Below are 11,629 nucleotides of genomic sequence, written 5' to 3'. Positions count from 1 at the left end.
CTGTCTTACTTCTCCTCAGCGGTACGGGCGTGGGTGACGGCGGGCTCGTTGCCGCCCAGCAGCAGGTAGAGGACGGCCATGCGGATGGAGACGCCGTTGGCGACCTGCTCGACGACCGTGCACCGGTCGGAGTCGGCGACCTCGGCGGTGATCTCCATGCCGCGCACCATGGGGCCGGGGTGCATCACGATGGCGTGCTCGGGCATCTTCGCCATGCGGTCGCCGTCGAGGCCGTAGCGGCGCGAGTACTCGCGCTCGGTCGGGAAGAACGCGGCGTTCATCCGTTCGCGCTGCACCCGCAGCATCATCACCGCGTCGGACTTGGGCAGCGTGCTGTCGAGGTCGTACGACACCTCGCAGGGCCAGGTCTCGACGCCGACCGGCACCAGGGTCGGCGGGGCGACCAGGGTGACCTCGGCGCCGAGGGTGTGCAGCAGGTCTACGTTGGAGCGGGCGACCCGGCTGTGCAGGACGTCTCCGACGATGGTGACGCGCTTGCCGGCCAGGTCCTGGCCGAGCCCGGCGTCCCGGCCGACCAGGCGGCGGCGCATGGTGAAGGCGTCGAGGAGGGCCTGGGTGGGGTGCTGGTGGGTGCCGTCGCCGGCGTTGATCACGGCCGCGTCGATCCAGCCGGAGTTGGCCAGGCGGTACGGGGCTCCGGAGGCGCCGTGCCGGATGACGACGGCGTCGACGCCCATGGCCTCCAGGGTCTGGGCGGTGTCCTTCAGGGACTCGCCCTTGGACACGCTGGAGCCCTTGGCGGAGAAGTTGATGACGTCCGCGGACAGCCGCTTCTCGGCGGCCTCGAAGGAGATCCGGGTGCGGGTGGAGTCCTCGAAGAAGAGGTTGACCACGGTGCGGCCGCGCAGGGTCGGCAGCTTCTTGATCGGCCGGTCGGCGACCCGGGCCATCTCCTCGGCGGTGTCGAGGATCAGGACGGCGTCGTCGCGGGTGAGGTCGGCGGCCGAGATGAGATGACGCAGCATCTGTCAGGCTCCGTAAGGCAGTTATTCAGGAGAATTCGGGCAAACCTGGTCGCGCGTCGGCGTGCGGAAGCGTCGACGCGCCCTGATCTGCTACCGGTCGGCCGGCTTGGCGCCGAGCAGCACGGTGTCGCGACCGTCCTCCTCGGCGAGCTGGACCTTGACCGTCTCCCGCAGCGACGTGGGGAGGTTCTTGCCGACGTAGTCGGCGCGGATGGGCAGCTCGCGGTGGCCGCGGTCGACGAGGACCGCCAGCTGGACCGCGCGGGGGCGCCCGATGTCGTTCAGGGCGTCGAGGGCGGCGCGGATGGTGCGGCCGGAGAAGAGCACGTCGTCGACCAGGACGACCAGCTTGCCGTCGATGCCGTCACCGGGGATCTCGGTGCGGGCCAGCGCACGCGGCGGGTGCATGCGCAGGTCGTCGCGGTACATGGTGATGTCCAGCGAGCCGCACGGGACCTTGCGCTCGGTGATCTGCTCGAGCTTGGCGGCGAGTCGCCGGCCGAGGAAGACGCCTCGGGTCGGAATGCCGAGGAGCACCACGTCGTCGGCGCCCTTGGCGCGCTCGACGATCTCATGGGCGATGCGGGTCAGTACCCGCGCGATGTCGGGGCCCTCGAGAACGGGCCTCGCATCGGACGCTTGCGTGTCCATACGAAACGGACCTCCTTCTCCGCCTCACGGGACGGACCTTAAAGGACGTCGGGATTGCGCCACCAACGTTAGCAGGCCCGTACGACACGCCCGAGCACCCCCCTCCCGGGCTCCCGATTTCACCCACTTGGCCCAAGCGATCGCCGATACCACGGAAGAGTCGGTGTGGACCATTCGGCTTGACGCAAGAGAGTCACGCTGCGTAACCTCACAGTGAGTTACCAACCGCGCGGCATGGACCCACGCCAGTCGCGTCGACACAGTGTCCGGGGAGCTATATGTCCAGCGAATACGCCAAACAGCTCGGGGCCAAGCTCCGGGCCATCCGCACCCAGCAGGGCCTTTCCCTCCACGGTGTCGAGGAGAAGTCCCAGGGACGCTGGAAGGCCGTGGTGGTCGGTTCGTACGAGCGCGGTGACCGCGCGGTGACCGTACAGCGCCTCGCCGAGCTGGCGGATTTCTACGGCGTTCCCGTGCAGGAGCTGCTGCCGGGCACGACCCCGGGCGGCGCCGCCGAGCCGCCGCCGAAGCTGGTCCTGGACCTGGAGCGGCTGGCCACCGTGCCGGCCGAGAAGGCGGGCCCCCTGCAGCGCTACGCGGCGACGATCCAGTCCCAGCGCGGTGACTACAACGGCAAGGTGCTCTCGATCCGCCAGGACGACCTGCGCACACTCGCCGTCATCTACGACCAGTCGCCCTCGGTCCTCACCGAGCAGCTGATCAGCTGGGGCGTGCTGGACGCCGACGCGCGGCGCGCGGTGGCCTCCCACGAGGAGAGCTGAGCGCTCCACAGCGTCGGCAGACGCCCAGCAGAAACGTGCCGCCGGGGTGGCCGGAACCGATCGGTTCCGGCCACCCCGGCGGCGTTCTGCGGGCCGCACGAGCCCTGGACGTACGGCGGACGCCCGAGGGCCCGCAGCAGTGGTGCTGCGGGCCCTCGGGCGTCTTGGGGCTCTCAGGCCTGGTCGCGGCGCAGCGACGGCTTGAGTTCCTTGAGCCGGCCGAGCAGGCCGTTGACGAACGAGGGCGACTCGTCCGTGGAGAACTCCTTCGCCAGCTGCACCATCTCGTCGAGGACGACGGCGTCCGGGGTCTCGTCGACCCAGATCAGTTCGTACGCGCCGAGACGCAGGATGTTGCGGTCCACGACCGGCATCCGGTCGAGCGTCCAGCCGACCGAGTACTGCGAGATCAGCTCGTCGATCCGGGTCGCGTGCACCGCGTAGCCCTCGACCAGCTGCATCGTGTACTCGCTCACCGGCGGCTGCCGGGTGTCGGCCCGGGAGAGCCGGATCCAGTCCGCGAGGACCGTCAGGACGTCGGCGCCGCGCTGGTCACCCTCGAAGAGGATCTGGAAGGCGCGCTTGCGGGCCGTGTTGCGGGCAGCCACGGTTAGCTGTTCACCCGGCCGAGGTAGTCGCTCGTGCGGGTGTCGACCTTGATCTTCTCACCGGTGGTGATGAAGAGCGGGACCTGGATCTGGTGGCCGGTCTCCAGGGTGGCGGGCTTGGTGCCGCCGGTGGAGCGGTCGCCCTGGACGCCCGGCTCGGTCTCCTGGATGGTCAGCTCGACGGCGGCGGGCAGCTCGACGAAGAGGACCTCGCCCTCGTGCTGGGCGACGGTGGCGGTGAAGCCCTCGACGAGGAAGTTGGCGGCGTCGCCGACGGCCTTGCGGTCGACCATGAGCTGGTCGTACGTCTCCATGTCCATGAAGACGAAGTACTCGCCGTCCATGTACGAGAACTGCATGTCGCGCTTGTCGACAGTGGCCGTCTCGACCTTGACGCCGGCGTTGAAGGTCTTGTCGACGACCTTGCCGGAGAGCACGTTCTTGAGCTTGGTGCGCACGAAGGCCGGGCCCTTGCCGGGCTTGACGTGCTGGAACTCGACGACGGACCAGAGCTGGCCGCCTTCGAGCTTGAGCACCATGCCGTTCTTGAGGTCGTTCGTGGAAGCCACGGTTGCGGAATCTCCTGGACTGACGTGGACGACCCCGGGGGCACGCACCTGCCTATAGTGCGAGCAGCTCCTTGGTCGTGATGGTGAGTAGCTCGGGTCCGCCGTCCGCCTCGGGGCGGACGACGAGCGTGTCATCGATCCGGACGCCGCCCCGGCCCGGGAGGTGGACCCCCGGTTCGACGGTGACCGGCACGCAAGCGTCCAGTTTACCCATTGCGGCGGGAGCCAACTGAGGGTCCTCGTCGATTTCGAGTCCCACGCCGTGGCCGATGAGCGGAGGCAGTCCTTCCCCGCGGCCCGCCGAGTCCAGCACCTGCCGCGCCGCGCGGTCCACGTCCCGGTAGGCGGCGCCGGGCGCCAGGCTCTCCCGTCCGGCGCGCTGGGCGGCGAAGACCAGGTCGTACAGCTCGATCTGCCAGTCGGCGGGCGAGGTCCCGATCACGAAGGTACGGCCGATCTCGCACCGGTAGCCGCGGTAGGTGGCGCCCAGACAGACGGAGAGGAAGTCGCCCTCCTCCACGCGCCGGTCCGTGGGCCGGTGGCCGCGGCGGCCGGAGTTCGGGCCGGTGCCGACGGAGGTGGGGAACGCCGGACCGTCGGCGCCGTGGTCGACCAGGCGCCGTTCCAGCTCCAGCGCGAGATGCCGCTCCGTGCGGCCGACGAGGATGGACTCCAGCAGTTCGCCGAGGGCCTGGTCGGCGATCTCCGCGCCGATGCGCAGACAGGAGATCTCCTCCTCGTCCTTCACCACCCTCAGCTGCTCGACCGCGCCGCCCAGATCGGCCAGCCGCAGCCGGGGCGCGACCGAGCCGATGGCCCGGTGCCGGGAGACGGTGAGGTGGTGTTCCTCGACGGCCAGGGATTCGGCGCCCTGCGCGGTGGCGAGGTCGGCGGCCGCGACGGCGGGGTCGCCGCCGAGGCGGGACAGGGCGTGCACGCGCAGCGCCTCGTCCGGGCGCCCCTCGAAGGGGCGGTCCTCGGGCGGGCCTGCGCACACCAGCAGGTCTTCGCGCTTGCCCAGCAGCAGTACGGCACCTTGGGGAGCCGCGCCCGCGAGGTAGCGCACGTTGGCGGGACGGGAGACGAGCGCTGCCGCGGTGCCGGCCGCGGTGCAGCGTTCCCGTACTCGCGTACGGCGGGTCGCGTACACCTCTGACATGAGTCGAGCGTAGGAGCTCCCCGGGCTCGGCGCCGTTCGGGAGAGGCTGAGTGGGGCACGGGTCCGTCAGCCGACGGGCCGGCTCAGTCCCCCGGGGTCACCACGCCGGCGGGCTCGCGATCGAGCGGGACAGGATCTCGTCCAGGACCCGGGCCGTGCCGGGGACGTCGAGCTGGGAGTTGTCGATGATCGGCAGTCCCGAGCCGTACCAGCCGGCCATGCGGCCGTGGATGCGGGCGACCTCCTCGTCGGTGAGGCGGCGGTTGCCGCTGCGCTCGGCGTTGCGCTCCAGCACGATGTCGAGCCCGGGGAGGAGGACGACGGGCAGCAGGCCGGGGCCGACGTGCCGCTTCCAGCCGCCGAGGCCGACGACGGGCCGGTCCGGGAAGACGGCGTCGTCGAGGATGCAGGAGATGCCGTTGGCGAGGAAGTTCCGCGCGGCGAAGCCGCAGGTGCGGCGGGCCAGGCGGTACTGGGCCTCCGAGTTGTCGTTCCACCCGGACTGCGGGTCGGCGAACCCCGAGCGGACCCATTCGCGTACGTCGTCCAGGCTGATGTGGGCCGTGGGCACCCGGCGGTGGTCCGCCCAGTACTTGGCGACGCTGGTCTTGCCCGCTCCTGCGGGGCCGATCAGCAGCACCGCGAGGGTCGTGGTGGACGGATCGGGCGCGGCGACGGCCGGCGGGGCGGTGGGTATGGTCACGGGGCCGCCGGGCGGCAGCGCCACATGGCCGGTGGTGTCCGGCGCGTGCGGCGGCATGCCCGGGTGCGCGGAGCCCGGCGCTCCGGGGAAGCCCGGCGCGGGCGGCGGCGGGGGCACGGGGGCTGATCCGTGGGGCACCGGGGCGGGACCTTGCGGTACCGGGGCGGGGCCCTGGTGCGGACCCGGGTGGTGGGGACCCGGGTGGTGTGCGGCCGGCGACCAGCCGGCGGCCGGACCGTGCCCCGGCTGGTGGGGCGGCGGCAGCGGAGACCCCACTGCGTGCTGCATCCGGTGCCACTCCGTCTCGTACAGGCGATAGCGCTGGCAGCGGGCGGGACCCCGCTTCGCTACCGAACGGTACCGCCCCCGGCCGTCCTTTGGTGAACGGCCGGGGGCGGCCCGAAGTGCCCGTCGCGGCAAGCGAATCGGACGGAAGGGTCCTGGCGGGACTTACTGGGCGACCTCGCCGTAGGCGGCGAGCAGCATGGCCGGATCGGGGCCTTCCATGACGGTCGGCTTGGCGAGCCCGTCCAGGACGATGAAGCGCAGCAGGTCGCCGCGGGACTTCTTGTCGACCTTCATGGTCTGCAGCAGCTTGGGCCACTGGTCGTAGCGGTAGCTGAGCGGCAGGCCCACCGATTCGAGGATGGTGCGGTGACGGTCGGCGGTGGCGTCGTCCAACCGGCCCGCCAGACGGCCGAGTTCGGCGGCGAAGTGCATGCCGACGGCGACCGCGGCACCGTGCCGCCACTTGTAGCGCTCGTTCTTCTCGATGGCGTGGCCGAGGGTGTGGCCGTAGTTGAGGATCTCCCGGAGGCCGGTCTCCTTCAGGTCGGAGGAGACCACGTGCGCCTTCACCCGGATCGACCGCTCGATCAGCTCGGCGGTGTGCGGGCCGGCCGGGGTGCGCGCGGCCTCCGGGTCGGCCTCGATCAGGTCCAGGATCACCGGGTCGGCGATGAAACCGGCCTTGATGACCTCCGCGAGCCCGGAGACGTAGTCGTGCACCGCGAGGGAGTCCAGCGCGGCCAGGTCGCACAGGACGCCGGCCGGGGGGTGGAAGGAGCCGACGAGGTTCTTGCCCTCGGCGGTGTTGATGCCGGTCTTGCCGCCGACCGCCGCGTCGACCATCGCCAGCACGGTCGTCGGGATCGCGATCCAGCGCACCCCGCGCAGCCAGGTCGCGGCCACGAACCCGGCCAGGTCGGTGGTGGAGCCGCCGCCGACACCGACGATCACGTCCGTGCGGGTGAACCCGGACTGGCCCAGCGCCTTCCAGCAGTAGGCGGCGACCTCCGCGGTCTTCGCCTCCTCCGCGTTCGGCACCTGGATCGCGACCGCCTCGTAGCCCTGCTCGGCCAGGTCCGCGCGCAGCGCCTCGCCGGTCTCGGCCAGCGCCTCCGGGTGGATCACGGCCACCCGCGCGGCCTTGTCGCCGATCAGACCGCCCAGCTCGCCCAGCAGCCGGCGGCCCACCAGGACCTCATACGGTTCGCTGCCCGGGGTGCCGCCGACCTGGATCCGCGTCACAGACTCGCTCATGCTTCCTTCAACTCCAGTGCGTCCAGCACCGCCTGGGCGACCTCGTCCGGCGTGCGGGCGTCGGTGGCCACGACCGCGCGGGCCACCTCCTCGTACAGGTGCCGGCGGGCTTCCATCAGTTCCCGCCACTGCTTGCGCGGGTTGATCGCCAGCAGCGGGCGGGCGGCGTTCAGGCCGGTGCGCCGGGCCGCCTCCTCGACGTCCATCGACAGGTAGACGACCCGCTGCCCGGCGAGGAGCGCGCGGGTGTCCGCGTCGAGGACCGCGCCGCCGCCGAGGGCGAGGACGCCCTCGTGCTCGGTCAGCGCCCGGTGCACGGCCCGCTTCTCGACGGCCCGGAAGGCGGGCTCGCCCTCGTCGACGAAGATGTCGGCGATGGCCCGCCCCTGCTCGGCGACGATGTCGTCGTCGGTGTCCCGGTAGCCGACCCCCAGCCGCTCGGCGAGCAGCTGCCCGACGGTGGACTTGCCCACCCCCATCGGGCCGACCAGGACGACGACAGGACCGGCGCTCATCGGATGTGCAGGTTGTCGAGGTACGACCGCACGTTGCGGCTGGTCTCGGCGACGCTGTCGCCGCCGAACTTCTCCGCCACCGCGTCGGCGAGGACCAGGGCGACCATGGCCTCGGCCACGATGCCGGCGGCCGGCACGGCGCAGACGTCGGAGCGCTGGTGGTGGGCGGCCGCGGGCTCGCCGGTGACGACGTCCACGGTCTTCAGGGCGCGCGGCACGGTGGCGATGGGCTTCATCGCCGCGCGGACCCGCAGCAGCTCACCCGTGGTCAGACCGCCCTCGGTACCACCGGAGCGGCCCGAGGTGCGCCTGATGCCCTCGTCCGTGGTGACGATCTCGTCGTGCGCCTTGGAGCCCGGCACCCGGGCCAGCTCGAAGCCGTCGCCGACCTCGACGCCCTTGATCGCCTGGATGCCCATCAGCGCGGCGGCGAGCCGGGCGTCGAGACGCCGGTCCCAGTGCACGTGCGAGCCGAGGCCCACGGGGACGCCGTACGCCAGCACCTCGACGACACCGCCGAGCGTGTCGCCGTCCCTGTGGGCCTGGTCGATCTCCGCGACCATCGCCTTCGACGCGTCCGCGTCCAGGCACCGCACCGGGTCGGCGTCCAGCTTCTCCACGTCGGCGGGCGTCGGGTAGACGCCGTAGGGGGCCTTGGCGGCGGCGAGCTCCACCACGTGGGAGACGATCTCGATGCCGGCCGTCTCCTTCAGGTACGACCGGGCCACCGCGCCGAGCGCCACCCGCGCCGCCGTCTCGCGCGCCGACGCGCGCTCCAGGATCGGCCGGGCCTCGTCGAAGCCGTACTTCTGCATGCCCGCGAGGTCGGCGTGGCCGGGCCGCGGGCGGGTCAGCGGCGCGTTGCGGGCCAGTTCGGCCAGCTCCGCCGGGTCGACCGGGTCGGCCGCCATGACCTTTTCCCACTTGGGCCACTCGGTGTTGCCGACCATGACGGCGACCGGGGAGCCGAGCGTGAGTCCGTGCCGGACGCCACCGATGAAGGTGACCTCGTCCCGCTCGAACTTCATCCGCGCACCGCGCCCATAGCCGAGCCGCCGCCGCGCCAGGTGGTCCGCCACCATCTCCGTGGTGATCGGCACGCCGGCGGGAAGTCCCTCCAGCGTCGCGACGAGTGCGGGGCCGTGGGACTCCCCCGCGGTCAGCCAGCGCAACCTGCTCAACGGTGCTCCTCAGTGCTCGCGCCCTGGTACTGCCCTGCGTGCGCGTGTCCTCGCGCACGGCGGTGGCGCGACCGGGTGCGCGGCCCTGGCCCGCCACCCCCGATCCTCCCACGTCCGGGCCGTTGTCCCATCCGCCGGTCCACCAGGCGGACGGGCGGGCGCCGCTCCCGGGACGTGTCCTAGGCCCTGTCGTCAAGTTCCCGCCTGCCCGGCGACGCCATGCACGTGCTCTCGCCGCACCGGGCCCTGGCCCACGTACATCCTTACGAGGACCAGGGCCCGGCACGCCGGGAGCACGCACCTGACGCCGCCGGGCCCGCCCTCCGGGCGGACGACGGGAATTCGACGACCGGGCCTAGCGCTCCGCGAGAGCGTGCTCGCCCGCCCGGCGCATGGCGTCGACGGGGGCCGGGGCGCGGCCGGTCATCTGTTCCACCTGCAGTACGGCCTGGTGGACGAGCAGGTCGAGGCCGCTGACGACCGCGCCGCCGTACGCGGACCAGCGGGCGGCGAGGGTGGTCGGCCAGGGGTCGTACAGCACGTCGAAGAGGGCGGCGGGCCGCTCGGGGATGGCGGCGGCCAGCGCGTCGGTGGTGCCCGCCGGGGTGGTCGCGACGACGAGGGGCGCGCGCAGCGCCTGCTCGGCGTCGGCCCAGTCGGCGACGCGGATCCCGACGTCCAGCCGCTCGGCCCACTGCCGCATCTCGGCGGCCCGGGCCTCGCTGCGGACGTAGACGGCGATCTCACCGGTGCAGATCCGGGCCAGCGCGGCGAGGGCGGAGGAGGCGGTGGCGCCCGCGCCGAGGACGGCCGCGCTGTCGACCTTCTCGATGCCGTGCTCGGCCAGCGCCGCGACCATGCCGGGGATGTCGGTGTTGTCGCCGGTCCGGCGGCCGTCCTCGTGGAGGACGACGGTGTTCACGGCGTCCACGGAGGACGCGGTCTCGCTGATCTCGTCGAGCAGCGGGATCACCGCCCGCTTCAGCGGCATGGTCAGCGACAGCCCCGCCCACTCCGGACCCAGCCCGTCGAGGAAGCCGGGCAGCGCCGCCTCGTCGACGTCGAAGCGGTCGTACGTCCATCCGGTCAGCCCCAGCTCGGCGTACGCGGCGCGGTGCAGCACCGGGGACAGGGAGTGGGCGATCGGCGAGCCGAGAACGGCGGCCCGGCGGGCTGGGGACATCAGTTGTTCCTCGAAGCGTTCCACTGGTCGACCAGCTTCTGGTGCTCTGCGTTGGTCTTGGTGAACTTGCTGGTCTTGCCGTCCATCGAGATGAAGTAGTACCAGCCGTCGTCGGTCGGGTCGAGCGCGCCCGTGAGCGCCTCCTCGCCCGGGTTGCCGATCGGTCCGGGCGGCAGGCCCTTGTAGTAGTACGTGTTGTACGGGTTGTCGTAGTTCCGCAGCTCGGCCAGCGTGAGGTCGATCTTGCTCTGGTTCTTGATGTAGTTGTACGTGGAGTCGAACTCCAGCATGCCGTTGGTCTGCGGGTTGGCCGGCTTCATCCGGTTGTAGACGACCTCGGCCATCTTGCGGAAGTCGTCGTGGCTGGTGCCCTCGGCCTGGGCGAGGCTGGCGACCGTGATCAGCTGCCAGGGGCCGTCGAGGCCCAGGCTCTCCGCCTTCTTCTCGACACCCATCTTCTCGTAGGTGTCGGTGGCCCGCTGGACCATCTGTTTGAGGACGTCCTCGGGCTTCTGCCCCTTGGCGACCGGATAGCTGGAGGGGTAGAGGAACCCTTCCAGCGGGTCCTTGACGTTCTCGTGGTCCTGCGCCCAGCCGGGCAGACCGAGCTTCTTCCAGTCCTCCTTGGCCACCTTGGCGGTGGTGCCCTCGGTGACCTCAAGACGCTGGTCGATGAGGACGTAGATGTCGGCGTTGCGTTTGCCCTCGGCGATGATCAGGTTGTTGCGGCTCTCGTCGCTGAGCATCAGCTCGACGGCGCTCTCGGCGGACATCTCCTTCTGGAGTGTGTACACGCCGTCCTGGATGCTCTTGCCCTCGGGGTTGCCGTTCTGGGCTGCGACGAAGGCGTCGACGCTCTTGACGACGCCCGCCTGCTTCAGCAGGTTGCCCATCGTGTAGCCGCTCGCGCCCTTGGGGATGGTGACGGACACCTGCTCGCCGTTGCCGTCGCCCGCGAAGTCCGGGGCCTCGCCGAAACGATCCTGGTAGAACTGCAGGCCGAAGTAGCCGACGCCGGCGAGACCGCCGCCGAGCACCAGGACGACCACCAGGCAGGCGACTCCGTTGCGGCTCTTCTTCTTGCCGCCGCGGCCCCGCCGGTCGCCCCGGTCGCCCCGGCCACGCCGGCCGCCCGCCTCGTCGTCGAAGTCGTCCGCGTCGTCCGGGCCGTCGGAGTCGCGGTCGTCGTCGCCCGCGAAGAAGGCGTGCTCGCCCTGGTCGGGACCCGGGTCCCAGTCGGTCTGCGGCTCGGGCTCGGCGCTGCGCCGGGCGGGCGGCTCGGGCGGCGGGTAGGCGTCCTGGGTGCCGTAGAAGTCGGGGTGCGCCCCGTTGTAGGCCGCCGACTGCTGGGCGTACGGGTCCGCCGGGTCGGCGGGGTACTGGACCTGCGGCTGGGCGCCGGTGGACCAGGCGTCGCCGTTGCCGTACGGCTGCTGCCGCGGGTCGTACTGCTGCCCGCCCTGGCCGGGGTACTGCTGGCCGCCGTAGTTCTGGTACTGCCGCTGGTTCTGGCCGTACGCGGCGTGCCCGCCGGTGTCGCTCCAGTCGCCGTACTGCGGCTGCTGCGGCTGCTGCGGATAGTGCTGCGGCCGGCCGCCGTAGGACGACTGTGGGCCCGGGTGGGCCTGCTGTCCTCCCCATCCGCCGTCCCCGTACAACGGGTCCTCCGGATGCCACGGTTCGGAGCCTTGGCCCCGGCCATACTCAGTCATCGATCCCCTAGAGCCGCGAGGCGGCGGTCGCGGTCTCG

The 11,629-nt window shown here is 71.8% G+C and carries 12 protein-coding genes; 1 reads left to right on the top strand and 11 read right to left on the bottom strand.

Going from position 1 to position 11,629, the window contains the following annotated elements; all coding sequences use genetic code 11:
- Positions 1-5: 5 nt before the first annotated feature.
- A complete protein-coding gene (locus ACSU6L_RS31140) occupies positions 6-986 on the bottom strand; it encodes an aspartate carbamoyltransferase catalytic subunit (RefSeq protein ID WP_437062166.1) in 981 nt (326 codons plus the stop codon).
- A 90-nt stretch (positions 987-1,076) separates the two neighbouring features.
- Positions 1,077-1,637, bottom strand: a complete 561-nt coding sequence (gene pyrR / locus ACSU6L_RS31135; protein WP_437062164.1) for a bifunctional pyr operon transcriptional regulator/uracil phosphoribosyltransferase PyrR — start codon at positions 1,635-1,637, stop codon at positions 1,077-1,079.
- Positions 1,638-1,915: 278 nt separating this feature from the next.
- Between pyrR and bldD the strand changes: the two genes are divergently transcribed.
- Entirely contained in the window at positions 1,916-2,419 is a 504-nt protein-coding gene (bldD, locus tag ACSU6L_RS31130; protein WP_004990661.1) for a transcriptional regulator BldD, read from the top strand.
- 173 nt (positions 2,420-2,592) lie between these two features.
- Here bldD and nusB read toward each other — a convergent pair whose 3' ends face one another.
- From nusB to mltG, 9 genes are all read right to left on the bottom strand, one after another.
- On the bottom strand, positions 2,593-3,027 hold the full coding sequence (gene nusB, locus ACSU6L_RS31125; protein ID WP_437062162.1) for a transcription antitermination factor NusB: 435 nt from the start codon (positions 3,025-3,027) through the stop codon (positions 2,593-2,595).
- 2 nt (positions 3,028-3,029) lie between these two features.
- Positions 3,030-3,596 carry an elongation factor P gene (gene efp, locus ACSU6L_RS31120; protein WP_019757323.1) on the bottom strand — a complete coding sequence of 189 codons (567 nt, stop codon included), beginning with the start codon at positions 3,594-3,596 and terminating at the stop codon, positions 3,030-3,032.
- 52 nt (positions 3,597-3,648) lie between these two features.
- Positions 3,649-4,755 carry an aminopeptidase P family protein gene (locus ACSU6L_RS31115; RefSeq protein WP_437062159.1) on the bottom strand — a complete coding sequence of 369 codons (1,107 nt, stop codon included), beginning with the start codon at positions 4,753-4,755 and terminating at the stop codon, positions 3,649-3,651.
- A 97-nt stretch (positions 4,756-4,852) separates the two neighbouring features.
- Complete coding sequence (locus ACSU6L_RS31110; protein WP_437062157.1) at positions 4,853-5,746, bottom strand: Pro-rich N-terminal domain-containing protein; 894 nt, start codon at positions 5,744-5,746, stop codon at positions 4,853-4,855.
- Positions 5,747-5,908: 162 nt separating this feature from the next.
- Positions 5,909-7,000: a 3-dehydroquinate synthase gene (gene aroB / locus ACSU6L_RS31105; protein ID WP_437062155.1), complete on the bottom strand. Its 1,092-nt coding sequence runs from the start codon at positions 6,998-7,000 to the stop codon at positions 5,909-5,911.
- Positions 6,997-7,515 carry a shikimate kinase gene (locus tag ACSU6L_RS31100; RefSeq protein WP_437062153.1) on the bottom strand — a complete coding sequence of 173 codons (519 nt, stop codon included), beginning with the start codon at positions 7,513-7,515 and terminating at the stop codon, positions 6,997-6,999. Before ACSU6L_RS31100 ends, aroB begins: the two co-directional genes overlap by 4 nt.
- A complete protein-coding gene (aroC, locus tag ACSU6L_RS31095; protein ID WP_437062151.1) occupies positions 7,512-8,696 on the bottom strand; it encodes a chorismate synthase in 1,185 nt (394 codons plus the stop codon). Before aroC ends, ACSU6L_RS31100 begins: the two co-directional genes overlap by 4 nt.
- Before the next feature lie 355 nt (positions 8,697-9,051).
- Positions 9,052-9,879, bottom strand: a complete 828-nt coding sequence (locus ACSU6L_RS31090; RefSeq protein WP_437062149.1) for a shikimate dehydrogenase — start codon at positions 9,877-9,879, stop codon at positions 9,052-9,054.
- Positions 9,879-11,591, bottom strand: a complete 1,713-nt coding sequence (gene mltG, locus ACSU6L_RS31085; protein ID WP_437062147.1) for an endolytic transglycosylase MltG — start codon at positions 11,589-11,591, stop codon at positions 9,879-9,881. Before mltG ends, ACSU6L_RS31090 begins: the two co-directional genes overlap by 1 nt.
- Positions 11,592-11,629 lie beyond the last annotated feature (38 nt).

Origin of the sequence: Streptomyces sp. enrichment culture (assembly GCF_964272855.1) — a bacterium.
In the GTDB taxonomy this organism is placed as follows: domain Bacteria; phylum Actinomycetota; class Actinomycetes; order Streptomycetales; family Streptomycetaceae; genus Streptomyces.
Note: the sequence above shows the minus strand (reverse complement) of the source record. Positions and strands in the feature narration are given on the sequence as shown.